The 23127-nt window shown below is 70.9% G+C and carries 20 protein-coding genes and 3 pseudogenes; 18 read left to right on the forward strand and 5 right to left on the reverse strand.

What is annotated here, in order from left to right:
- The first annotated feature begins 34 nt into the window (after positions 1-34).
- From CPH93_RS30340 to CPH93_RS30380, 9 genes are all read left to right on the forward strand, one after another.
- On the forward strand, positions 35-1876 hold the full coding sequence (locus tag CPH93_RS30340; protein WP_231977006.1) for an SDR family oxidoreductase: 1842 nt from the start codon (positions 35-37) through the stop codon (positions 1874-1876).
- Positions 1869-3257: an MFS transporter gene (locus CPH93_RS30345; protein ID WP_096214659.1), complete on the forward strand. Its 1389-nt coding sequence runs from the start codon at positions 1869-1871 to the stop codon at positions 3255-3257. The genes CPH93_RS30340 and CPH93_RS30345 overlap by 8 nt, the downstream gene beginning before the upstream one ends.
- A gap of 81 nt (positions 3258-3338) precedes the next feature.
- Positions 3339-4598 (forward strand): nucleotide sugar dehydrogenase, encoded by a 1260-nt coding sequence (locus CPH93_RS30350; protein ID WP_096214660.1) that lies wholly within the window; start codon positions 3339-3341, stop codon positions 4596-4598.
- 12 nt (positions 4599-4610) lie between these two features.
- Positions 4611-4988, forward strand: coding sequence for a hypothetical protein (locus CPH93_RS30355; protein ID WP_159395076.1), 378 nt, complete (start codon positions 4611-4613; stop codon positions 4986-4988).
- A gap of 52 nt (positions 4989-5040) precedes the next feature.
- Positions 5041-5811, forward strand: coding sequence for a glycosyltransferase family 2 protein (locus tag CPH93_RS30360; RefSeq protein WP_093482069.1), 771 nt, complete (start codon positions 5041-5043; stop codon positions 5809-5811).
- Positions 5812-6471: 660 nt separating this feature from the next.
- The gene (locus CPH93_RS30365; RefSeq protein WP_093482068.1) at positions 6472-7239 is read left to right on the forward strand and encodes a HisA/HisF-related TIM barrel protein; all 768 of its coding nucleotides are present in this window, start codon (positions 6472-6474) and stop codon (positions 7237-7239) included.
- A 21-nt stretch (positions 7240-7260) separates the two neighbouring features.
- Positions 7261-8013, forward strand: coding sequence for an HAD family hydrolase (locus CPH93_RS30370; RefSeq protein WP_159395077.1), 753 nt, complete (start codon positions 7261-7263; stop codon positions 8011-8013).
- Positions 8004-8282: a MoaD/ThiS family protein gene (locus tag CPH93_RS30375; protein WP_093482066.1), complete on the forward strand. Its 279-nt coding sequence runs from the start codon at positions 8004-8006 to the stop codon at positions 8280-8282. Before CPH93_RS30370 ends, CPH93_RS30375 begins: the two co-directional genes overlap by 10 nt.
- Positions 8283-8285: 3 nt before the next feature.
- A complete protein-coding gene (locus tag CPH93_RS30380) occupies positions 8286-9557 on the forward strand; it encodes an MFS transporter (RefSeq protein WP_096214663.1) in 1272 nt (423 codons plus the stop codon).
- A gap of 98 nt (positions 9558-9655) precedes the next feature.
- On the opposite strand, the pseudogene CPH93_RS30385 reads toward CPH93_RS30380, so the two are convergent.
- A pseudogene (locus CPH93_RS30385) lies at positions 9656-10690 on the reverse strand (PP2C family protein-serine/threonine phosphatase); the annotation flags it as partial.
- Between the two features lie 185 nt (positions 10691-10875).
- On the opposite strand from CPH93_RS30385, the gene CPH93_RS30390 reads away from it, so the two are divergent.
- The 8 genes from CPH93_RS30390 to CPH93_RS30420 all read left to right on the forward strand — a co-directional run bounded on the left by CPH93_RS30390 (position 10876) and on the right by CPH93_RS30420 (position 18105).
- The gene (locus tag CPH93_RS30390; RefSeq protein ID WP_096214664.1) at positions 10876-12084 is read left to right on the forward strand and encodes a 4-hydroxybenzoate 3-monooxygenase; all 1209 of its coding nucleotides are present in this window, start codon (positions 10876-10878) and stop codon (positions 12082-12084) included.
- Positions 12085-12254: 170 nt separating this feature from the next.
- Entirely contained in the window at positions 12255-12332 is a 78-nt protein-coding gene (locus tag CPH93_RS37655; RefSeq protein WP_370454205.1) for a 50S ribosomal protein bL37, read from the forward strand.
- 462 nt (positions 12333-12794) lie between these two features.
- Positions 12795-13628 (forward strand): hypothetical protein, encoded by an 834-nt coding sequence (locus tag CPH93_RS30395; RefSeq protein ID WP_096214665.1) that lies wholly within the window; start codon positions 12795-12797, stop codon positions 13626-13628.
- 34 nt (positions 13629-13662) lie between these two features.
- Positions 13663-13986 carry a putative quinol monooxygenase gene (locus CPH93_RS30400; RefSeq protein ID WP_096215653.1) on the forward strand — a complete coding sequence of 108 codons (324 nt, stop codon included), beginning with the start codon at positions 13663-13665 and terminating at the stop codon, positions 13984-13986.
- A gap of 507 nt (positions 13987-14493) precedes the next feature.
- Positions 14494-15036 (forward strand): DUF4232 domain-containing protein, encoded by a 543-nt coding sequence (locus tag CPH93_RS30405; RefSeq protein ID WP_096214666.1) that lies wholly within the window; start codon positions 14494-14496, stop codon positions 15034-15036.
- 269 nt (positions 15037-15305) lie between these two features.
- Positions 15306-16307 carry an ArsR/SmtB family transcription factor gene (locus CPH93_RS30410; protein ID WP_093482061.1) on the forward strand — a complete coding sequence of 334 codons (1002 nt, stop codon included), beginning with the start codon at positions 15306-15308 and terminating at the stop codon, positions 16305-16307.
- Positions 16308-16709: 402 nt separating this feature from the next.
- Positions 16710-17084 carry a peptidase inhibitor family I36 protein gene (locus CPH93_RS30415; RefSeq protein ID WP_096214667.1) on the forward strand — a complete coding sequence of 125 codons (375 nt, stop codon included), beginning with the start codon at positions 16710-16712 and terminating at the stop codon, positions 17082-17084.
- 115 nt (positions 17085-17199) lie between these two features.
- A complete protein-coding gene (locus tag CPH93_RS30420) occupies positions 17200-18105 on the forward strand; it encodes a hypothetical protein (protein WP_096214668.1) in 906 nt (301 codons plus the stop codon).
- 49 nt (positions 18106-18154) lie between these two features.
- On the opposite strand, the pseudogene CPH93_RS30425 reads toward CPH93_RS30420, so the two are convergent.
- Positions 18155-18253: pseudogene (locus CPH93_RS30425) on the reverse strand (IS5/IS1182 family transposase); the annotation flags it as partial.
- A 13-nt stretch (positions 18254-18266) separates the two neighbouring features.
- Positions 18267-19580, reverse strand: coding sequence for a phosphoribosyltransferase family protein (locus CPH93_RS30430; protein WP_093482058.1), 1314 nt, complete (start codon positions 19578-19580; stop codon positions 18267-18269).
- A 133-nt stretch (positions 19581-19713) separates the two neighbouring features.
- Here CPH93_RS30430 and CPH93_RS30435 point away from each other — a divergent pair, with 133 nt between their 5' ends.
- Positions 19714-20538 (forward strand): HAD-IIA family hydrolase, encoded by an 825-nt coding sequence (locus tag CPH93_RS30435; RefSeq protein ID WP_096214669.1) that lies wholly within the window; start codon positions 19714-19716, stop codon positions 20536-20538.
- 31 nt (positions 20539-20569) lie between these two features.
- Here CPH93_RS30435 and CPH93_RS30440 read toward each other — a convergent pair.
- Positions 20570-21122: pseudogene (locus tag CPH93_RS30440) on the reverse strand (class I SAM-dependent methyltransferase); the annotation flags it as partial.
- A gap of 48 nt (positions 21123-21170) precedes the next feature.
- On the reverse strand, positions 21171-23039 hold the full coding sequence (locus CPH93_RS30445) for a virginiamycin B lyase family protein (RefSeq protein ID WP_096214670.1): 1869 nt from the start codon (positions 23037-23039) through the stop codon (positions 21171-21173).
- Between the last annotated feature and the right edge of the window lie 88 nt (positions 23040-23127).

Consider the following 23127-nt stretch of genomic DNA (forward strand, 5'->3'; position numbering starts at 1 on the left):
CACGAACGGGCCGGTCAAGCTGAGTGGTGCGGTCATGGCGCATCCCCGGCGCGCCGAGGCCGCCCGGTTACTCGCGGGCCGCGACGCGCAGGGCCGGGTGGCCGTGGTGCTGGACCCCGAGCCCGAGGGGCCCCCGACGGCGCTGCGTACCGCCAATCCGGCGTGGAGCTGTGTGGCGGAGGACGCCACGCACCATCTGGTGCTGCAGGACGACGTGGTCCTCGCCGAGGGATTCTTCGCGCATGCGGAGCGCGTCGCGGCGGCGGTGCCGGACGAGGCCGTGGCCTTCTACGCCGGCTGGGAAGGGCGCAACGGTGCCGTGGTGCGCCTGGCGGCCCTGACGGGCGCGGAGTGGGCCTACGCGCTCCAGGAGCACGTGCCCTGCCTGGCGTTGATGCTCCCGGCCCGAATAGCCCGGGGATATGCGCGGTTCGCGGCCGAGCACGGCGCCGGCTGGCCCTACGACGTGGTGATGCAGCGCTACCTCAACGTATGCGGTGTCCCGGTGCGTGTGTCCGTACCCAGCACGGTGGACCACACCGAGGTGCCCAGCATCGCCGGCAACAGCACCCACGGGTGGCGGCGGGCGGCCCTCTACGCCGGCGAGGCGGCCGCACCCACGACGTACGACTGCGCCGACTTCCCGGTCGTCCCCTTCTACCAGTACGGCGAGGCCCGGTGCGCGGTCCGGTACGGGAAGGAGCGGGAGTACATCGAGACCGAGCGGTACCTCCAGCGCATCGGCCTGCTGGAGCACAGTCATGCGGCCTTCGCCGCGGCCGGGCCGTCTTCGCTGTCCGAGCAGGTGGCGAGGGCGGTGTGGATGACGGGGTTCGCGCTCGGCACCGCGGTGGCCGGCCTCACGACCGAGGCACCGGACCCGTCGGTCGCGCGGGAGGTGATGGAATCGCTGGGGCCCGGCGGCCTGTGTGAGGACTTCACCGCCGACGAGCTGAACGAACTGACCCCTCCCGTACGGGACGTGGCCCTGGCCGCGCTGGAGGAGGGGCGCAGGGCCGGGCGCAAGCCGGCGACGGACCTGCCCGCCGCCCGGGTCGCCGTCACCGGAGGCGAGGGCGGCTTCGGCCCGCAACTGGCGCGGCTGCTGGGCGACGTGGGGCAGCCCGCGGGGCATTTTCCGCACCCCGTGACCGGCAAGGACCTGGACGGCGTCGCGCACCTGGTGCACTTGGGCTCCCCGGCCACGGATCCGGGCCGGCTGGCGGACGTCCTGGTGGCCGCGGAAGAGGCAGGGGTGGAGCGGCTCGTGTACGCCGGTTCCGCGGCGGTCTACCGCGGCAGCGGGGAACAGACCGTGACGGAGGGGTCGCTGACGGGACCGCCGCACGACCCGGTCGCGCTGGCGTGGTGGCGCGAGGAGGAACAGTGCCGCCAGTGGGGCGAGCGGAGCGGCATCCCGGTGCAGGTCCTGCGGCTGGCCCAGCCGGTAGGGCCGCACGCCCCCACCGACACCACGCCCGCGCAGTGGATCCATCGGGTGTGGACGCGTAAGCCACTGCACCTGTGCCCGCAGCGGCAGCACCAGGTCGTGGACTACCGGGACATGGCAGGCGCGATCGGCGCCGTCCTGGCGGCACGGCCGCAGCACCCGGTGTTCCACGTCGCCTCAGGAGCGTACGAAGAGGAGGAACTGGCCGAGCTGATCTCGGTCGTCGCCCGTCGCACCCCCTGGGAGCGGCTCTCCGACCCCGGCGTCCCACAGCCGGTCATGGCGACCGATCTGATCGGCACCGCACTGCACTGGCAGGGCTCGGCCTCGCTGTTCGACGGCATGCGGGCGCTGGCCCAGTGGCTCGCCTGCGACACCCACGGCACCGGCACCGGCGGCCCGCGGCGGGCTGACGGCGATGGCTGAGCAGGCGCCGGCCCGGGCCGAGGCCGCTGCGGAAGGGCTGTTCTCCCGGACGTACGCGGCCGCCACGGCCAGCTTCGCCGGGGTGATGTTCCTGACCGGGTTCGCCGCGCTGGCCGTGGTCCCCACCCTGCCGGTGGCCGCACAGGACCTGGACGGGGTGTCGCTCTACCCGATGGTGGCGGGCTGCTTCGTGGCCGCGAGCCTGCTCGGCGGGGTGCTCGGCGGCGGCTGGGCGGACCGGTCGGGGGCGCGCCGCCCGCTCGCGGCGGGCCTGGTCCTGGCGGTGGTCACCCTGCTGGTTTCGGCCACCAGCACCACCATCTGGCAGCTGGCGGCCGGGCGTTTCCTGGACGGTGTGGCGGGCGGGATGGTCGCGGTGTCGATCAACACCGCCATCGGCCAGGCCTACCCCGACCGCCTGCGGCCACGGGCCCTGGCGCTGATGAGCACCTGCTGGATCGTTCCGTCGCTCGCCGGCCCTCCGCTGGCGGGACTGGTGGCCGCCTGGTGGTCCTGGCGGGCGGTGTTCTTCGGCCTGGCCGCGCTGACCCTGCTGCCGGCGCTGGCGGTGGTGGCGATGCTGCGCAGCCGCTCCCGGCAGGCCGCCGCTCCCGAGCCGTCGGACGAGCGGACGCCGCGCCCCGCCCTGCTCGTCGCGGCGGCGGTGAGCGCGGGCGCGGCGCTGGCGCAGTACGGCATTTCGGGCTGGGACCTGCGCCATCTGGTGTGCACGGCGGCGGGGCTCGCCCTGCTCGCGGTGTTCGCCGCCCGCCTGCTGCCGCCGGGCACCTGGCGTGCCGCGCGCGGCCTGCCCGCCACGGTGCTGCTGCGCGGGCTGGCGTCAGGTGTGTACTTCACGTTGGAGGCCTTCGTTCCGCTGTTGCTGGACACCGTCCGGCAGGTCCCCGCCGCGGTGACCGGCCTGGCCTTCACGGGCGCGGCCATCGCCTGGGCCGGTGCCTCCTGGGTCCAGGGCCGCCTGCACGAGCGCTGCCCCCGCCACCGCCTGGTCGCGGCCGGTGCGCTGCTGCTGGCGGCGGCGGTCGCGCTCGCCACGGTCGGCACGTTGCCCGCGCTGCCCGCGCTCACCGCCGCCTCGGCCATGCTCCTCGCGGCCGTCGGGATGGGCCTGCTCGTCCCCTCCCTCACCCTCCTCTCGCTCTCGCACAGCCCGCCCGACCGGCAGGGCTATGCCAGCAGCGCGATGCAGACCACCCAGAACCTGGGCCAGATCACGGTCATGGGCCTCGCCTCCGCCCTGTTCCACGCGGGCCTGGGCGCGGGCTCCACCGGTCTGGCCGGCTATGTCGCCGCCTTCGGGCTGCTGCTCGTGCCGAGCGTCCTGGCCGCCCTGCTCGCCGCCCGCGCCCGTACGGCGTGAGGGCCCGCGCCCGTACGGCGTGAGCCGAGCGCCTCCCCGTAGACCTGCTTCTCCGTCAGAAAGCATCAGAAAGGGACAACCGTGCGCAGTGACTTGGTCGTCATCGGCCTGGGGTACGTCGGACTGCCGCTCGCGCTGGAGGCGTGCCGCTCCGGGCTGACCGTCACCGGCCTGGACCGTGACGCGGAAACGGTGGCGCGGCTCACCGCGGGCACCTCCCACATCGGTGACGTCGCCGACGACGAGGTCGCCGCCATGCGCGCGGCCGGCTTCACCGCCACGACCGACGAGGGGGTGCTCGCGGACGCCGCCGCGGTGGTGGTGTGCGTGCCGACCCCGCTCAGCGCCCACAGCGGCCCCGATCTGGCGATGGTCGAGGCCGCCTGCGCGGCGGTGAGCCGGCAGCTGCGGCCCGGGACGCTGGTGGTCCTGGAGTCGACCACCTACCCGGGCACCACCGACGAAGTGGTGCGCCCGATCCTGGAGCGCTCGGGGTTACGGGCCGGGACCGACTTCCACCTGGCCTTCTCCCCGGAACGCGTCGATCCGGGCAACCAGCACTTCGGGATCAAGAACACCCCGAAGATCGTCGGGGGGTACACCCCGGACTGCACGGCCGCCGCCGGCGCCCTCTACGGCAAGTTCGTCGACACCGTGGTCCAGGCCGCCGGCACCCGCGAGGCCGAGATGGCCAAGCTCATCGAGAACACCTACCGGCACGTCAACATCGCCCTGGTCAACGAGATGGCGGTGTTCTGCCACGAGCTGGGGATCGACCTGTGGGACGCGATCGCGTGCGCGTCCACCAAGCCCTTCGGCTTCCAGGCGTTCCGCCCCGGTCCGGGCGTGGGCGGCCACTGCATCCCCATCGACCCCAACTACCTGGCCCACAAGGTCCGCACCCTGGGCTATCCGTTCCGAATGGTGGAACTCGCCCAGGAGATCAACACACGGATGCCGCGCTACGTCGTCGAGCGGGCGCAGCAACTGCTCGACCGGGCGGGCAAGACCCTCAGCGGGGCCCGCGTGCTGCTGCTCGGCGTCACCTACAAGGCCGACGTCGCCGACCAGCGCGAAACCAGCGCCCGCCCGGTGGCGAGGCGCCTGCGCGCGCTGGGCGCCCATGTCGCCTTCCATGACCCCTATGTGTCCCAGTGGGAGGTCGACGGGAGTGCCGTGTCCGCCGCACCCGATCTGCCGCAGGCCCTGATGGAGGCCGACCTCGTGATCCTGCTGCAACAGCACCGCTGCTACGACATCGGCGAGATCGCGCACCACGCCCCGCTGCTGCTCGATACCCGCGGCACCGCCCCCGCCCGTGCCCACGTAGAACTCCTGTAGGGGGAAGGGGAGTTGTCTGCGCACGCGGTACAGGCCGCCTGTTATGGAATCGGAGCGATCTACCCGATGGTGATCCTCGACGAGGTCCACCGATGGGCCCGGCCGACCCACCCCGGTCTTCCCGAGCGGCAGCCCGGAACGGGCCACGGCATGCTCGTCCTGCGCTGGACCGGGCCACAGGGCGAACACAACGCGGCCCCCGGCCTGCTCGCGGCCGCGGCGGCCCGGGCTCCCGCCATGCCGGCCACCGGCGACGAACTCCTCGCCTATCAACAGTCGTTGCCGCACGGCCTCTACCTGACCACGCTGTCCGCCGAGCTCGTCCTCGGGCCCTGGGAGCAGCGGCCGGGTGCCGCCTCCGCCCCCGGTTCCCTGCACCGCTCCGCATGAGCCTCCTGCCCGCCCGCATCCGCCCGTCCCTTGCCGCGAGGAAGTTCCTGCCGTGCCCATTGCGCATGCCGACGTTGCCGTCATCACGCCCACCCGTCTGCGGCCCGAGCGGCGCCGCTACCTGATGGAGCTGTACGAGAGTCTGTGCCGGCAGGACGCCTCGTGGGAGTGGGTCGTGTCCCTGGACGGCGTTCCGTTACCCGAGGTGCCCGCCCGGCTCCGGGAGGACCCCCGGGTCCGTGTGGTCGACCTCCCCAGGGCGGTCGGCGCCGGCGCCGCGCGGAACTTCGCACTGAACGAGGTCTCCGCGGAGTGGTGCACCACGGCGGACGACGACGATCTGCTCCCCGAGGGGTCGCTGTCGGTCCGCCTGGCACACGCCCGCGCGCATGCCCTCGGCTGGGCCGCGGGCTGGTCGGCCGACCTGCATCCGGACGGCTCGACGGTCACCTGGCGCTGCCCGACGCCGCCGGGCTTCCACGCTCCCGGTGAGGTGTGGGGGTACTGGAGGTCGCCGGAGGCCACCATCCCCCTCGGACCGACCACGCTGCTCGCACGGACGGACCTCATCCGCGGCTGCGGTGGCTACGCCGCGCTCCCGCAGGGCGAGGACTACGCCTATCTGGTCGGGGTGACGGGCGTTGCCCGCGGCGCCCTGGTGCCCACCGTCGTCTACCACTACAGAAAGCACCCCGAGCAGATGACGGCGCAGCCCGGCTATCCGCTGCTGGAGTCCCGCGCCCGGCAGTTCGCGTACCGGCAGGGCGAGCATCTGGCCGCGCGGTACGAAGCGGCGAGCGGGCGCAGCCGCGTGGCCTCGTGAGGGGCGCGGCGGCGTCGTGCCGTACGGCCGCCGGCACTGCGCGCATGCGTGCCGGGCGTCGCGGGCCAGGCGCGACTTTGCGGGCCCACCCGGGAGGCTTTCCTATAAGAAAGGAGGGAAATGGCGTGTCACCGTGGCGGCGCGGACCGCCTCCAACAGGCGTCCGGAATCATTCATTCACCCCCGTTCCGGCGCGGCATTCAGCAGAGGGATTCGGCCAATTGAGAGGACCCTCTTGGTCAATGTGGGAGGGGAGTCTCGGCCGCTCCCGGAAAGTCAGGTGTGAACAGAAGTTGAATCCCAGGTCAGGGCAAGGGCCGGAGCCCCTGGATCACGATTTCTTGGGGCGCGCCGAGTGCGGTGCATCCCCCAGCGGTGTCTGCGATGCCCGACCGTCCCGTAAGCAGCGCAGGTCACAGGGGTGTGGTCGGCCCCGGAACGATTCGCGCCGGTCAGCCCAACATGCTTTTGGCAGTTGACAGTTGGGTGTGCCCGGTCACAAGATCCGTCAGTCGATTCACACCGCGGACCTCAACTCGACGAGTGGAGAGTTCGGCGGCCGCGGTATGGCGGACGCATTTCGTGAACGGAAACGATGGGTGCCACTGATTCCACTCGAACCATGTCGTTGCTCTTTCAGATCCCCAAAGGAGAACTTATATGTCAACGGCTGCCGTAAGTGCTGCTGTTACCACTGACCCCTGGCTCTCCCTCCGCGGCCGCGAATTCCGGTCCCGGCTCATCCTTGGCATTGAGCAGTACACCGACCCCACTCTCGTCAGTGAGGTCCTGCGCAGCGCAGCGTGCGATGTCTTCATCACCACCTTCGACCTGGAACAGACCAAGCCCAGCCTGCTGATGTCGGACCTGGACGACGCCGTCGGGCTCGACGACTACGTGTGGATCGGGACCACGTCCTTCGCCCGCTCCCAGCAGGACGCCCTCCTCACCGCGCGCCGGCTGCGCGACTCCTACGGCATCGACATCATGAAGCTCGATGTCCGCCCCTCGGACAACCTGCCGCACAACGCCCAGACCGTCACGGCGGCAGCGGAGCTGATCGCGGAGGGCTTCGACGTCCTGCCGTTCATCCTGCCCGACCCCGCCACGGCCGTCGCCCTGGAGCAGGCCGGCTGTGCCGCCGTCCGCGTCATGTGTTCGCCGGTCGCCAGCGCCCGGGGCGTGGTCGACGAGCGCGCGGTGCGGGAGACGATGGCCGCCGTCTCCATACCGGTGGTGCTGGAGGGCGGCCTGGGCACGCCCGCCCAGGTGGTCCGTGCGATGGAACTCGGTGCCGACGCCGTACTGGTCAACACCGCCGTCGCGCAGGCTCCTTCACCCACCAAGCTCGCGGAGTCGATGCGGCTGGCGGTGGAGGCCGGCCGTCTCGCGGCCGACCAGGACCTCGTGGGTCCGCTCGACAAGTAAGGCAATACCGGAGGTATCACTGTGCAGTTTTCTGGCGTGCTGTTCGACATGGACGGCGTCCTGGTCGATACGGACCAAGCTGTCGCCGACCTGTGGAACGGGCTGGCCTCGGAGTACGGACTGACCATCAGCGACGGGGAGTTCGCGGCCCATGTGTACGGCTGCGTTCCCGAGCACACCGTCGAGACGGTGTTCGCCCCGCTCGCTCCACCGGACCGGGCGAAGGTCTTGACCCGGGTGCGTGAGTCCGAACCCGACCTGGCCTTCACGCCGGTTCCCCATGCCTCCGAACTCGTACACGACCTGGCCGGCGCGGGCGTACCGCTGGCCCTCGTCACCGGTGCCTCGGCAGCCCGGGCGGACCGCGCGCTGCGGACGCTCGGGCTGACGGGCCGCTTCGGCACCACCGTGACCTGGGGCGAATCCGCCCGCGGCAAACCGGCGCCGGACTGCTATCTGCTGGCCGCCCGCCGGCTGGGCATCCCGCCCGCCGAGTGCCTGGTCTTCGAGGACACCTCCGGCGGGGTACGTGCGGCCACCGCGGCCGGCGCCACCTGCGTCGCGGTGAGCCGTCTCGACCCGGCGCCCTTGCGGGCCGGCGGGGCCCGCCACGTCGTCCCGGGCTTCGAGGCGGTGTCGTTCCGTCGGCACGCGGCCGGGGCGGTGCTCAACGTGGCGGACCAGGAGGACATGCAGTTCGGCTCCACTGCGGGGCACCACCCGGTGACCCCGACCACGGCAACCCACACAGAAGGGGGCTCACCATGCCGGTGACAGTCCGGATTCCCACGGTCCTGCGCACCTACACCGCCGGCGCGGCCGAGGTGTCGCTGAACACGGGCACCGTCGGCGAGGCATTCACCGCGCTTGAGGGCGACTTCCCGGGCATCTGCTCACGCATCCTGGACGACGACGGGAAGTTGCGCCGCTTCATCAACGTCTACGTGGAAGACGAGGACATCCGCGGGGCCGACAGTCTGGGGACCGTCACCCCGGACGGGTCGAAGATCTCCGTCATTCCTGCGGTTGCCGGAGGCTGTTGACCTATGACCGTCCCGCGACGACGCGGCCCCACCGCCCCTCGCGGGACGGCCAAGGCCGGTTCCTCCGACCTCTCCACCCACAGCGACGGGCCGGTCTTCCGGCGCGATCGCCTCACCGCCCTGGGGTACACCAGCCTGGCGGCCTACGCCTATTGCCTGTACGCCCTCGCCCCCTTCCTCACCCTTCTCCGGCGTGACCTGGACTTCAGCTACCTGGTCATGAGCCTGCACTCCACCACGTTCGCCGCCGGCAGTGTGCTGTCCGGCCTCTTCTTCACCCAGGCGCTGCGCCGCCTCGGCCGGCACCGGCTGTTCTGGCTGTCCGTGATCGGCACCGCATGCGGCGCCGTCCTGCTCGCCGTCGGCCAGACCGTCGCGTTCACCCTCGCCGCCACGGCCCTGCTGGGTCTCACCGGACCGATGCTCCAGACGTCCAGCCTCGCGCTGCTCTCCGTGCACCACTCCGCGCACCGGGACCGGGCGCTGGTGGAGGCGAACGCGACCGCCAGTCTGGCCGCGGTGCTCGCCCCCGCCGTGATCGGCTCCTTGGGCGGCACCGACAGCGGCTGGCGGGCGGGGCTGGCGCTGCCGGTCGTCGCCTTCGTCCTCCTCTACGCGCTGGGCCGGGGCCGGCCCTTGCCCGACCAGGGCCCCGCCGCCGGCACCGTGCGCCAAGGCCGCTTGCCCGGCCGCTTCTGGCTGCGTGCCGCCGCTCTGGGGGCCGCGGCCGGCATCGAGTTCGGGACGGTCTTCTACGGAGCGCCCCTGCTGGTGAGCCGCCTGGACCTCAGCATCAGCCATGCCGCCACCCTCATGACCCTCTTCGCCGTGGGCATCCTGATCGGGCGTACGGCGGGGAGCCGGCTGGTGAACGACCAGGGCAAGGCGCCCCGGGTGCTGACCGGCTCGCTCCTGCTCGCCGCGGCGGGGCTCGGCATCTTCTGGTCGTCGCATGCGCTCGTGCTGTCCAGCGCTGCGCTGCTGATCGCGGGAGCGGGGGTGGCCAACCTCTTCCCGCTCAGCTTCTCGCACGCCATCGCCGCCGCGCCGGACCGCTCCGACCTCGCGGCCGCCCGCAACCAACTCGTGGTGAACTCCGCGATCATGGCGGCACCGCTGGCGCTGGGCGCGCTGTCCGACCGGGTCGGGGTGTCGTCCGCGTTCGCCGTGCAGGCCGTGCTGATCGTCGCGGCGCTGCTGCTGGTCACCGTGGACCGGCGGCCGGCCTCGGCGGGCGGTGCAGGCCGCGATCCGCTTCCGGTGGACAGGGGTTGATCTGCGCCGGGCCCACACCTCGGGGCCCCGGGCGGGGTGGCGATCGCTATCGCGGCCGCGTCGTCGCCCAGGGTCCCGCCGGCGTACCGGAGCAGATCGTGCTGGAGCCGGCGCACCAGGGCCGTGGGGTCGGTCTCGTTCCAGGACATGAGCCGGTCGATCAGCGGATAGAACGTGCCGGTGCGGTCCCTGGCCTCGATGACGCCGTCGGTGTAGAGCAGCAGGAGATCGCCGGGCGAAAACCCGAACCGCTCCACCCGGAAATCGCCCTCCGAGGGGGCGGTCAGGCCCAGGGGGAGGGCGGGCTCGGCGACCTCCAGCACCTGGACGGCGCCGTTCCGCAGCAGCAACGGCGGCGGATGCCCGCAGTTCACCAGCTCGATGAACGGGCTGTCGTTGTGGACGTCGACGACCAGGGCGGTTACGAACGACTCCGCGGATTCCGGCCCGGCGCCGTCGAGCTGAGTCGTGTTCCAGTACACGGAATTGCCCAGGTGCGCCGCCACGGCGGGCAGCGGAAGGTTGCGGTAGGCGGACCCACGGAAGGCCCCGACCAGCACCGCGGCCTCCCCGACGGCGGCCATCCCCTTGCCGCGGACATCACCGACGACCAGCCGGGTCGCGCCCGGGGCGGGCACCGCCGCATACAGATCTCCGCCGATCTGGGCCTCGGCCTCCGCCGCGAGGTATGTGGACGCGATCCGCAGCGGTCCGGCCCGGTGCGGCAGCGGCCGCAGCAGCACCTCCTGCGCCGCGGCGGCCACCGACCGCACCTGGTGCAGCTGTCGCTCGCGCCGGTCGCGGAGGTAGCGGAACACCGTGACGAGGACGGAAATCACGACGAGGGCGGCGATCTGGGCCTGATGGTTCGGTGTCAGCAGTCCGCCGTGCAGCTCGCCGATGATGACCTGGGCCCCTACTGCCAGCACGCCGACCGCGCCGGTGACACCGGCACCGGCGAACGACGCGGTGATCGCGGGTGCCGCCACCAGGAACGGTCCCAGGTGGATGGTCGTCGGGGTATTGATGTCGATCACCGTGATCGCCGCGATGAGCACGAGCGGGAGGGCGATCAACCCATGGCCCAGCCGCCAGGGTCCGCCGGGAGAGGTGCGACCGCGCCGGACGCTCATATCTCTTCCTTACACCTGTCCCGACCCCGGCGCCCGGCAGACCCGGTCAGCCGGAACGACACAGCGTGACCGCCCGGCGACAGCGGGGTCGTGATCGGTTGACGGCCGGGGCGCCCGCTCGCCCGCCGTCGTCAACCGCCATACTGCCTGCGATCTTTCTCCCCGCTCCGAAGGGAACCCGCGACGTGCCATCCACCACCTCCTTCCCCCGCACACAAACCGGCGTCGTCATCGTCGGCGCGGGCCCTGCCGGGCTCACCGTGGCGAATCTGCTGCGCGCCGCCGGGGTCGACTGTGTGGTGCTGGAGGGGGAGAGCAGGGAGTTCATCGAGCAGCGGCCACGGGCCGGGTTCATGGAGGAGTGGGCGGTGCGTGCGCTGGCACGGCACGGGCTCGCCGACCGGCTGCTCGAACGGGCCGCCACCCAGGGAGAGTTCGAGTTCCGCTTCGACGGGGAGCGGCACACCGTCCGGACGGCGGAGCTGTCGGGACGGCGTCACTTCGTCTATCCGCAGCCGCTGTTGGTCACCGACCTGCTCGCCTCCTACGCCGACACGGCGGGCGGGGACGTGCGCTTCGGTGTACGGGAGGTGCGGCTGCACGACATCGACAGCGCGCGGCCGGCGGTGTCGTACACCGACCCGGCGACCGGCGAGCGGCACCACCTCGCCTGCGACTTCATCGCGGGCTGTGACGGCGCGCGCGGGGTCACCCGGGCGGCCATACCCGCCGACCGCGCGGTCCTCACCCGCCATGACCACGGTGTCGCCTGGCTCGCCCTGCTCGCCGAGGCGCCACCGTCCGCGGACGGTGTGGTCTTCGGTATCCACGAGCGCGGGTTCGGTGCGCATATGGCCCGCAGCCCGGAGGTCACCCGCTACTACCTCCAGGTCGCGCCCGGCGAGGACGCCGGCACCTGGTCGCACACCAGGGTGTGGAGCGAGCTGCGCACCCGGCTCGCCGCCGCCGGCGCCCCGCCGCTCACCGAAGGGCCGCTGATCGAGAAGGTGGTCCTGGGCATGCACAACTACGTGGTGGAGCCCATGGTTCACGGCCGTCTGCACCTGGCGGGCGACGCGGCGCACCTGATCGCGCCGATCGCCGCGAAGGGCATGAACCTCGCGATCAATGACGCCCTGCTGCTCGGCGATGCGCTGATCGCGCACTACCGGGGCGACGACAGCGGCCTCGCCGGATACTCGCAGGCCTGCCTGCGGCGGGTCTGGCAGTACCTGGAGTTCTCGCAGTGGCTCTCGGAGGTGCTGCACGGCGCCTCGTCCGGCGACCGGTTCCAGGCGGGTACGGCGAGGGCGCGGCTGCGGCGGCTGCTGGGTTCCGAGTCCGCAGCAAAGGCGTTCGCCGGGCTCTACCTCGGCGAGGACGCCGATCTGTGAGGCCGCTGTACACCCGCCGACCAGGGACGTCGTGGGGTGATTCACACCTCGGGGCGGGATGAGTCGCGCGGGGCCGGGTACGGGGCTCCGTGATCGCCGGGCAAGATACCGTGGTGAAGTGGTAGAAATTCGGCGAAACATATCGCTGAGCACGTCAGGAAGGGGACGCCATGTCATCGAAGCGCCGTCGTAAGAAGAAGGCCCGTCGCAAGAACGGTGCCAACCACGGCAAGCGGCCGCAGTCCTGAAGCCGGGACGGTGACCGGCCCCCGCCGAGGGGCCACCCGTGGGCTCCTGGCGTCCGCAACTCAGCGGAGGCCAGGAGCCCACGCGCGTGTCAGGAGGACGCGGCCGTTTCGCCGGTCCCCTCCCTGACCATCCGCTCCAGCCCGGCAGGCGGCCGGAGTTCACGTCGGAACGGCGCCGCAACGGCGCAGCGGCTCCGACAACTGCTCTGCGGAACACGGTAGAAGATCTCATGCGAACAGCCTCGCGCGTCCGCGCCGCGATGTCGTCAGGGGTCGCCCTGACCCGCCCCTGAACCACCCCCGAGGTGCCCCGCACGCCACCCCGCACGCCGCGCCGGAGGCCCGGCCGCGCCCCTCGGCCCCTCGGCCGCCGTGCCTCCCGGACCGTCCGGCGCCCGAGTAGAGGGAGCCGCCGCGGCGGTTTAACGTGAAAGGAGTTGCACCCGAGGAGGGGCAGTTGCCATGTCACTCGGCCGGCAGGAGACCGCCGCCGACGGGCGGCTGTCGCAGTTTCTCGACAGCCCCGTCGTCGGAATGGCGCCCTGGATCGCCATGTCCGTCCTCGTCGGGCCGGGGCGCTACGAGCTGGCGGTCGGCATCGCCCTCGCGCTGGCCGTCGCGCTCGTCCTCGTCGGCCGCGTACGCCATCCCGGCACGTCCTTCAAAATCCTCGAAGTATCCGATGTGGTCTTCTTCGCGGTGATGGCGGTCATCGGCATCTTTGCCTCCGCGGGCACCCACCGCTGGCTGGAGAACTACTCCGGAGAAATCTCGAATATCGCGCTGCTGGTGATCGCCCTCGGATCCATGGCGGTCCGGGTGCCGTTCACCCTGCAGTACGCCCGGGAACAGGTGCCCCGTGAACTCTGGCACGAGCCGGCATTCCTGCGGACCAATTACTACATCACCGGTGTATGGGGTGCCGCATTCGGAGTGGCGGCGATATCCGGCGCCTACGACGACCTCGTACTGCACAATTCCAATAACCTGTGGACGGGCTGGGTCATCCAGATCGGGGCCATTATCGTCGCGCTGCAGTTCACCCAGTGGTACCCGGAGGTCGTACGGGCCCGGGTACGGCAGGAACGGAAGGTGTCCGGCCCGCCGGAACCCCCCGTCAGCAGCCTGCTCATCCCGCTGGCGGGCTATCTGACCCCGGTGGGCATCATGGTGCTCGCCTTCGACGCCGGGCCGACCTGGCTGGGTGTGGCGCTGATCGTGCTGGGCGCGCTGCTCGTCAAATCGCTGACCCGCACCCCGGAGACCGGGGCCGATACCCGGAGTCCCCCGGGGTGACGGAGGCTCGTGCCGGGTGACCTATCATCGCTGGATGATCTTCATTGTCGTCAAGTTTCCCGTGAAGCCCGAATACGCCGACGAGTGGCCGCAGCACGTCGAATCCTTCACCAGCGCCACCCGCGCCGAGCCCGGCAACCTGTGGTTCGAATGGTCCCGCAGCATTGCCGACACGAACACCTATGTCCTGGTCGAGGCATTCCAGGACGACGCGGCCGAAGCGCACGTCAATTCCGACCACTTCCGCGCCGGCCTGGAGCGGATGCGTCCGCTGCTGCGCCACACCCCCGACATCGTGAGCACCACCATCGAGGGTGCGGACGGCTGGAGCAAGATGGGTGAACTCACCCTCGACTGAGGGCGCCGTACCTGCTTCAACTGAGGGCGCTATACCTGCCACGCCTTGGTGGATGACCTTGCGCTCAAGCCTGACAGGGCGACAAACATGCCGGTCAGGTTGCTTTTTGCGTCCTCCTGTCGTGCGCAGGTGCGAGGGGCGCCGTTCGCGTCGCCGGGGCTTGGCGCCGGCGGCCAGGCGCACGGTATCAACCGCACAACCAAATCCGTCATGCACCGCTCAACGAGCGAAACCAGCCATCAGAAGCGACGTCTTGACGAGGGGCGAACCAAGCGCCATGCGGCTCAGGCCGCACACGCTGCCATCGGTCGCGCTGTGCTGGATCGGACGCTGAGCGAGGACGCAGGCCGTTGCGGTGTCCTCCCCGTGACGCCGCGACGGGCCCGCACCCTGATTGTCCGGAAAAGGCGCCCGGCGCACCGAACCTCCCCCGGACAGTGCGCATCTTGAGGTGCGTAGGCGCGCACTGACCTCGCGCGCCGATTCGTATTCGAGGGGGATCCCGAAATGAAGAGCAAGCTCACCGCCGTTGCCGTTGCGGCCGTCGTCGTCGCCGGCACTGCCGCTACCGCCATCCCGGCCTCGGCCGCCCCCGTCAGAGCCGAGCCGACCCGCTGCCACGCCGCCGACCTGAAGGCCGGCTTCGCCACGGGGGAGGACGCGAGGCCGGAGATGGAGCAGACCGACAAGCAGACCCAGGCGTACATCTGGTTCACCAATCAGAGCAAGCGCACCTGCACCCTGTCCGGCTTCGCCGGTGTCGACATGATCGGCGCTCAGGAGACCGACAGCACCTGGTCGCTGGCGCGCTCCTCCATCAAGCCCGAAAAGATGATCCTGGAGCAGGGGGACACGGTGGACTTCAGCATCACCCTGCTCCCGGTGGCCAAGTCCACGCCGCAGAAGGAGAAGTTCGTTCCGGCGACGTTCCTGGTCACACCGCCGAACGAGACGGAGCACTTCACCCTGAAGTGGCCCTTCGGCGGACAGATCCTCAAGCAGGACGGCGCCACCAACCCGGCCACCTACCTCAACCCGGTCGGGCGATAACCGACCGGACAGCCTCTGCGCTTCCCTTCCGCGTCGCTGGTGGCCACCGCAGGACTCCCGTGCGCGACGGCCGTGTCGAGCGCTTCCAGCGCGGACTTCTCGCGCTCGGTCTCTGCCATCGCGGCCAAGGGTACAGAGTTTCCCCTTGCTTCATCCGGGGCGCCGGTGACAGTCGTGCCGGCGCCCCGGAATTCGGAGCCAATCGGTGGACGAGTCCTGGGAAAAGGTGATTCGATCAGCTTCGAAGGTCAGGACATGGAAGGCGCCCCGTGATCACCATCCCTTTGAGCGCGGACGCGCTGGCGGCCACCCGGTTCGCGGTCTCGCCTCTGATGCACGCCGGTGCGGTGCTGCACCCCTGTCGGCCGAATGCGGTGCCCCACGGCTCCTTGCCGAGCCGCGAAGTCACCGACGTATTACAGGAGAAGCGGCTGAGCCTGCTTGCCGCGGTACGAAGAGTGGTACACGCCTTCGCTCCGGTCTTCTACGCTCCGGTCTTCCTGACACCCCCGCCGCCCGCGGGCCGCCCCCCGGATCCGCACGAGGATCTCCACCGCGTCGCCACCGCACCCAGCCACCTCGTGGCTCGGCAGATCAGCCGACTGCTCGGCGCGGAGCCCCAGCAGACCCCCGCCGCCTCGGCTGCGCTGCGCACCTTACGGGACGCCGTGGACCGCGGCGAGCAGGACTTTGCCGACCGACTCGCCTGCGAAATGGATGCGTTCTGGGACGGACGCCTCGCGCGGCAGTGGTCGGCCGTCGCCGCCCACGCCGAGGAGGACATCACCCTGCGGACCAGGCTTCTCGCGGACTACGGCATGGGCAGTGCACTGGAATCGCTGCACGAGGCATTTTGCTACGGCGACGGTTCCCTCCGCCTGCTCGACCGGCTCAGCGCCGAGGTGGCCGGGGGCACACACCTCGTCCTCTTCCCCTCGCCCCTGGCGCACAACTGGCTGCTCAGCGTCGACCCCCGCGGGGAACGCCCCGTCTATCTCATCTACCCCACCCACCCCAGAGCCGCGTCAGCCCGACCGAGCAAGGAAGCAGAGCAGGCGCTGGGCGAGGTAATTGGCCCTACCCGCGGGGCCCTGCTGGCCGACCTCGACGTGCCGCGCACCACCACCCAGCTCGCCACCATCCACCACCTGAGCCCCTCGACCGTCTCCTACCACCTCGCCCGACTCCACCGGGCCGGGCTGGTCACGCGCGCCCGGATCCGCAATTCCGTGTACTACCAGCGCAGCAGAGAGCCCTCCGGGACCTTGTAGGCGACGCCGTCCTCCATGACGAGCAGGATGTTCTCCGACTCGGGACGGCGAATTGCCCTCGAACGAGGGGGAACAGCCCGCCGCCTCGCCAGCGCCGAAGTCCCGGTAGCCGTAGGCGTCCCGAATCTCCCACGAGCACTCGTACGCCGTTTCCGCCCGCGCCCCGTACGCGGCGAAGTGCTCGTCACCGTGCCGAACTGCTCGTGTTGAGTCATCGCCTCGCCTTACGTGCCCACTGGTCCTTCGAATCTCCTCGAATCACCTTCTGCCCCGCTGTAGCGAGGGCTTGAATCAATCGTGCTGCACGGGCCGTAATGCCCCACTTCGGGGCATGGGCGGACCGGCCAGCACACAACCAACATCACGTGCATCACGTGAGAATGACCAAAAGGGGAACACATCATGCGTATCCGTCACATAGTCGCTGCGGGCACCGCCGCTGCCGCACTCACGCTCGGTGCCGCCCTGCCGGCCTCCGCCGATGCCCACGCGGACGTCGCCGCGACCAAGGGCCGTGTCACGAAGGTCAAGGTCTACCAGGACGCCAACTTCGAGAACCGGAACACGACCTTCACTCATAACATGAAGAACCTGAAGCACGATGGGTGGAACGACACCATCAGCTCCGCCGAGAACTTGGGCAACCGCACGGTCACGTTCTACTCGGATGCCGGCTACACGGGCGCCAGCCTCACCCTGAAGCCGCACCACAAGGAGGCCCACTTCGGCCACCACTCGGGCATGAGTGACGCCACGAGCTCCGTCGAGTTCAGCTGACAGCAGGGCCGTTCATTAACGAACGCTGTCGGGCGGGGTGCGGCGACTGGAGCCGCACCCCGCCCCACCTGCCACCGCACCCCACTCACCGCGCACCGCACGACGAGAGGCAACCATGTCGCCCTCCCGCGCCCGGACCACCACCGCGCTCGCGCTGCTGCTCCTGGTCACCACCGCCTGCACAGCCGCGGAGCACGAGTCCACGCCCGCCTCGCACTCCCCGCCGGTGTCCCGGCAGGCCAGGCAGCTCCGTCTGCCACTGGACGCCTATGCATCAACCGTGGCCGAGACCCACCTCGTGGAAGACGCACAGGACATCCTCATGCGTCGGTGCATGAACGACCTGAACATGGAGTGGAAGACCCTGCCGCGGGTGGATCCCCAGGACACCAAACCGCCGAACCTCCGACGCTACGGAGCCGACGAGGCCGCGGCCGTCCGCTACGGGTACCACCCGCGCCCCGACCCGCCGTCGGTGGTACGGCGCAACCGCGCCTGGGACGAGCGCGAAGCGCTCCCGGCCGAGACCCAGCGCGCGGCCTACGGCTCTTCCGGCACGGGCGGCTGTCTCAAGACCGCCCAGCACCAACTCGTCGGCGACACCGCCCCACCCGACGACCACGCCTTCAACCAGCTGACCGTCACCGCCCTGGAAACCTCCCGGCGCGCCCCCGAAGTACGCGACGCCCTGCGCACATGGCACACCTGCATGGCGAAAGCAGGCTTCGACTACCCGGATCCCTATGCCGCAGCCGGGAACAAGCGCTGGGAGACGGCCGAGCCCACGGTGGCCGAACGCGCCACCGCCCGCAGAGACGTGGCGTGTCAGAAGTCGGCGAAGCTGGTGACGGTTTGGGCAGCGGCCGAGACCCGCACCCAGCGCCGCCTGATCCAGCAGAACTCCGACCGGCTGCACGAGGCGAAAGTCCGCAAGGACCGCTGGCTGGCAGCCGCCCGCCGCGTCCTGAACCACGAGGGCCATTCGAGCGCCCCCATTTCAACGGCACCTGCACGGTCTTGACCCACCACGCGCCGAATCTGCGGGCCCGCGGCTGGGACCTCGCCCGCCCCCGGTCCTCCAAGCAGAGTCGCCACGGCCGACCACGCTGGACATCACCGCCGGGACGGCGCACCAGCGCGACCAGCTTGCGAAACTGCGACTCGCTCAGACCCGAGAACGGACTACACCTGCTTCACCAGGTGGGTGAGGAACCAGTCCCGGGCGAGGTCGGCGACCTGCTGGAGGGCGCCCGGTTCCTCGAAGAGATGGGTGGCGCCGGGGACGATCTCCAGTTGGTTCTCGCAGCGCAGCGCCGTCTGGGCCGCGCGATTGAGCTCGATGACCATGGTGTCGTTGCCGCCCACGATCAGCAGCGTCGGCGCCCGTACGCCGGACAGGTGCGGACCGGCGAGGTCGGGGCGGCCGCCGCGGGAGACCACCGCACCGACGTCCGCGCCGGAGCCGGCGGCGGCCCGCAGCGCCGCCGCGGCTCCGGTGCTCGCCCCGAAGTAGCCGATCTGGCCCGCGGTGCGGCCGCGCAGCCAGCCGGTGGCGTCCGCCAGCCGCCCGGCGAGGGTTTCGATGTCGAAGACCTTCGCCCGGTTGTTTTCCTCCGCCGGTGTGAGCAGGTCGAAGAGCAAGGTGCCCAGGCCCGCGTCGTTCAGGGCCGCGGCGACCAGCCGGTTGCGCGGGCTGTGACGGCTGCTGCCCGAGCCGTGGGCGAACATCACCACCGCCCCGGCGCCCGCCGGCACCATGAGGTCGCCGGTGAGACGGACCCCGGCGGCGTCGATCGCCACCTCCTGCTCCACGTCCTCGTCCGCCGCCGGCCCCTCCGGCGTGCCGGCGGCTGCCCCGGGGCCCTCCGCGGCCTGTGCCAGCAGCGAGACGACCTCGTCGTCCGGGGTCTGGGAGAAGTCCCGGTACCACTCGCCGACGGCGGAGAAGGCGAACGGCGTGGAGAGACACACGAATTCATCGAGAGCGGTGCGCAGCCGTTCGGCCGCGTCCGGTGGCGCCACGGGCACCGCCAGCACCACCCGGGCCGCGCCCTGTGCCCGCGCCACCTCGCAGGCGGCCGCCGCGGTGGCGCCGGTGGCGACCCCGTCGTCCACGACGATCGCCGTCCGGCCGTCGAGCGGGAGCCGCTGCCGCCCGGCGCGGAAGCGCTCCGCCTGCCGCGCGAGTTCCGCCGCCTCGGCATGCTCCACGGAAGCCAGATCCGACTCGTCGAGCCGGCCGCGGCGGACGATGTCGTCGCTGATCACCCGTACGCCGCCCTCGCCGATGGCGCCGAAGCCCAGCTCCCGCTGATAGGGGACGCCCAGCTTGCGGACCACGATCACATCGAGCGGGGCATGGAGCGCCCGCGCCACCTGGAAGGCCACCGGGACCCCGCCTCGGGGCAGGCCCAGTACGACGGGATCCTCACCCTCCAGATGCCGTAGCGCCTCGGCAAGCCGGGTTCCCGCGTCCGCGCGGTCAGTGAACAGCACGTGTGCACCCCCTACCCAGGGGAGACGGAAGCTGCGTCCACACCTCACTTTCGAACTAACACCGTCCGCGGGGGACGCGCAAGTCGGCCCCGCGCTGCCGCCTGCCACGGCCGGACGTGGTTACCGTCGGCGTATGAAAGGAATCGGAGCGGTCCTGATCGACATCGACGGCGTGCTCACCGTCTCCTGGAAGGCGCTGCCCGGTGCGGTCGAGGCGATGGAACGGCTGCGGGCCGCGGAACTCCCGCTGGTCCTGGTCACCAACACCACCTCCCGCACCCGCGCGGCGGTCGCCGGACGGCTGGCCCGGGAGGGCTTCCCGGTCGGTGCCGACGACATTCTGACCGCCCCCACGGCCACTGCCGCCTACCTGCGTGCCCACCATCCCGACGCGCGATGTCTGCTGATCAGCAGCGGTGAGGTCGGCGCGGACCTGGAAGGGGTGGAGCTCGTCGGGGAGCCGGAGGGCGAGCGGGAGGGCGAGCGGGAGGGAGCCGCGGGCCAGGACGCCCCGGATGTGATCGTTTTCGGTGGTGCGGGCCCGGAATTCAGCTACCCGGTGCTCAACCGCGCCTTCCGGCATCTGCAGCGAGGCGCCCATCTGGTCGCGATGCACCGCAATCTGTACTGGCGTACCGCGGACGGCTTCGACCTCGACACCGGAGCCTTCCTGCCGGGGCTGGAGCGGGCCGCCGGGGTGACGGCCACGGTCACCGGCAAACCCTCACCGGCGTTCTTCGACACCGCCCTGGCCCACCTCGGTGTCCCCGCGTCGGAGGCGCTGATGATCGGCGACGACATCGAGTCCGATGTGCTGGCGGCCCAGCGCCGCGGGATCACCGGCGTGCTCGTCAAGACCGGCAAATACCTGCCGGAGACCCACCGGGCCGCCGACGGCACACCGGACCACGTGCTGGATTCCTTCGCGGGTCTGCCCGGCCTGCTCGGGTACACCTAGGCCGTGTCCGCAAAATCCCGCCTGGCCCGCGACGCCGGGCCAGCAAGTGCGCGTCGAGGAAGCCCCGTTCGGAGGCCGGATCGTGGAGCAGCCGGGCGAACGTGACGAGCCCGGCCCCGGCCAGCAACTCGGCGAACCGGTCCACCGGCCAGCTGTAGGCGGGCGTCACCTTGTGGTCGAAGCGGACCGGCTCCGGTCCGTCGGTCGCGAAGAACGAGACCAGGAGCAGGCCTCCTGGTGCCAGGACACGTACCTGCTCGGCGAGCAGCGCGGGCAATTCCCCAGGCGGGGTAGTGGGCCAGCACGCCGCCGAGCGCGCCGTCCTCGACGGGCAGGGCCTCCATACGCGCCTCGTCGAACCGCAGCGCCGGATGGGCCCGCCGGGCATGGTCGACCATGCCCGGGGAGAGGTCGAGCCCGAAGGCGTCCAGCCCCAGGTCGTGCAGCATGGCCGTCAGATGCCCCGGCCCGCACCCGACGTCGGCTGCCTGCGGGTTCCCGCTCCCGCGTACCAGCTCGGCGAAGGTGCCGATCATGTTCCGCGAGAACGGGTGTGTCTCCAAACGATCAGCATGGCGTGTTGCTCCCGTCGCAGCAGACCACGCGACCTGGGGTTTACGGCGTCAAGGAGATCAGGCCGGGAGGGGGATGAACAGCAGGATGCCGTGGGCGGTGGCGGCGGTGTAGCAGGCATTGCCGGGGAAGGTGGCGGTGTAGAAGGGGGTGGCGATGGCGAAGACGGGGACGACGGCGTTGTGGATGGTGGCGGTGCCGTTGGCGTCGGTGACGGCGGTGCCGAGGTTGACCGGGCCGAAGAGCGTGGTGGCGGTGAAGGTCACCGGCTGGCCGGCCACCGGCATCCCCGAGGTGGTCGTCAGGGTGGCGCTGAGGGTGGGGATGTAGAACTCGGGCAGCGGGGTCAGCCGGAGCCGGATCGTGCCTGGCTGCGCGGTCAGCGTTGTGGGGGTGGGGTTCACGGTGACGGGGGTGCTGGCGTTGGAGCCGGTGAAGCAGCTGTCACCGCTGTAGACGGCGGTGAGGGTGCCGGTGGTCAGGGCGGTGGTGGTGAAGCAGGCCTGCCCCGATGCGTTGACGGGGACCATCTGGGTCTGGCCGTTGGGGAGGGTGAAGGTGACCGTGCCGGTCGGCACGGAGGTGGTGGCTGGTGCCGGGGTGATGGTGGCGCACACGGTTACGCTCTGCCCGCAGGAGGAGGGGTTCGGCGTCACCGACAGTGTCGTCGTTGTGGGGTTGGGGCTCACGGTGACGGAGGTGGGGTTGCCGTTCACGGTCGCGGTGAACGAACCCGCGGTGTAGGTGTGGGTGGTCTGCCCGCTCCCGGTGGCGTCCAGGGGGACGGATACCGTGGGGCTGGCGTCCCCGAAGTTCACCACCGCTGTCCCGTTGGGAGTCCCCCCGGAAATGTTGAACGTCACCGGCTGCCCGCACACCGGCGACGCCGGCGAGGTCGTCACCGTCAACGGCGAAATCTCCGTCACGTTGGCCGAATTGGCGTTGGTGACGTAGACATTGCTGTTCTGCGCCGCCGCCACCGAGAACGGGAACGCGCCGACGGGGACGGTGGCCACGACCGTGTTCGTGGTGCTGCTGATCACCGTCACGTTGTTGGAATTGCTGTTGCCGACGTAGACGTTGCCGGTCGGCGCCACCGCCACCCCGAACGGGCCCCCGCCGGTGGGGACGGTGGCCAGGACCGTGTTCGTGGCGCTGTCGATCACCGTCACGTTGTTCGAAACGGTGTTGGTGACGTAGACGTTGCCGTTCGGCGCCACCGCGATCACTCCCGGGACCGTGCCGGCGGGGACGGTGGCCAGGACCGTGTTCGTGGCGCTGTCGATCACCGTCACGTTGTTCGAGGTCTGGTTGGCGATGTAGACGTTGCCGTTCTGTGCCACCGCCGCCGCGCCCGGGAATCCACCGGTGGGGAGGGTGGTCAGGACGGTGTTCGTGGCGCTGCTGATCACCGTCACGGTGTTTGCGTTCCGGTTCGCGACGTAGACGTTGCCGTTCGCCGCCACCGCCACCGCGTCCGGGACCGCGCCGACGGGGACGGTGGCCAGGACGGTGTTCGTGGCGCTGCTGATCACCGTCACGTTGTTCGACGTGCTGTTGGCGACGTAGACGTTGCCGTTCGGCGCCACCGCCAGTGCGAACGGGCCCCCGCCGGTGGGGACGGTGGCCAGGACGGTGTTCGTGGCGCTGCTGATCACCGTCACGTTGCTCGAGCTCTGGTTGGTGACGTAGACGTTGCCGTTCGCCGCCACCGCAATCATGGCCGGGTTTGAGCCGGCGGGGACGGTGGCCAGTACGGTGTTCGTGGTGCTGCTGATCACCGTCACGTTGTTGGAATTGGCGTTGCCGACGTAGACGTTGCCGTTCGGCGCCACCGCCACCGCCAGCGGGCTCGTGCCCGCCGGGATCGTCACCGTGGAGAACGCCGCGCTGAAGGGCGCGACCGCAAGCCCCCGTACCGCGGCCACCTCGGATCCACTGGCCGGTAGACCCGGCCGAAACCCGCCGGCCACCGCCGGAGCTCCCAACCAACCCGTAGTCGGTTCCATGACAAAC

The organism is Streptomyces sp. 2323.1 (assembly GCF_900221035.1).
Lineage (GTDB): Bacteria > Actinomycetota > Actinomycetes > Streptomycetales > Streptomycetaceae > Streptomyces > Streptomyces sioyaensis.

What these genes read in the sequence shown, in the direction of transcription:
- CPH93_RS30340 (WP_231977006.1), top strand. Translation starts at nt 35, where the DNA reads ATGGCGCATCCCCGGCGCGCCGAGGCCGCCCGGTTACTCGCGGGCCGC.
- CPH93_RS30345 (WP_096214659.1), top strand. Translation starts at nt 1,869, where the DNA reads ATGGCTGAGCAGGCGCCGGCCCGGGCCGAGGCCGCTGCGGAAGGGCTG.
- CPH93_RS30365 (WP_093482068.1), top strand. Translation starts at nt 6,472, where the DNA reads ATGTCAACGGCTGCCGTAAGTGCTGCTGTTACCACTGACCCCTGGCTC.
- CPH93_RS30375 (WP_093482066.1), top strand. Translation starts at nt 8,004, where the DNA reads ATGCCGGTGACAGTCCGGATTCCCACGGTCCTGCGCACCTACACCGCC.
- CPH93_RS30380 (WP_096214663.1), top strand. Translation starts at nt 8,286, where the DNA reads ATGACCGTCCCGCGACGACGCGGCCCCACCGCCCCTCGCGGGACGGCC.
- CPH93_RS37655 (WP_370454205.1), top strand. Translation starts at nt 12,255, where the DNA reads ATGTCATCGAAGCGCCGTCGTAAGAAGAAGGCCCGTCGCAAGAACGGT.
- CPH93_RS30395 (WP_096214665.1), top strand. Translation starts at nt 12,795, where the DNA reads ATGTCACTCGGCCGGCAGGAGACCGCCGCCGACGGGCGGCTGTCGCAG.
- CPH93_RS30400 (WP_096215653.1), top strand. Translation starts at nt 13,663, where the DNA reads ATGATCTTCATTGTCGTCAAGTTTCCCGTGAAGCCCGAATACGCCGAC.
- CPH93_RS30405 (WP_096214666.1), top strand. Translation starts at nt 14,494, where the DNA reads ATGAAGAGCAAGCTCACCGCCGTTGCCGTTGCGGCCGTCGTCGTCGCC.
- CPH93_RS30415 (WP_096214667.1), top strand. Translation starts at nt 16,710, where the DNA reads ATGCGTATCCGTCACATAGTCGCTGCGGGCACCGCCGCTGCCGCACTC.
- CPH93_RS30420 (WP_096214668.1), top strand. Translation starts at nt 17,200, where the DNA reads ATGTCGCCCTCCCGCGCCCGGACCACCACCGCGCTCGCGCTGCTGCTC.
- CPH93_RS30435 (WP_096214669.1), top strand. Translation starts at nt 19,714, where the DNA reads ATGAAAGGAATCGGAGCGGTCCTGATCGACATCGACGGCGTGCTCACC.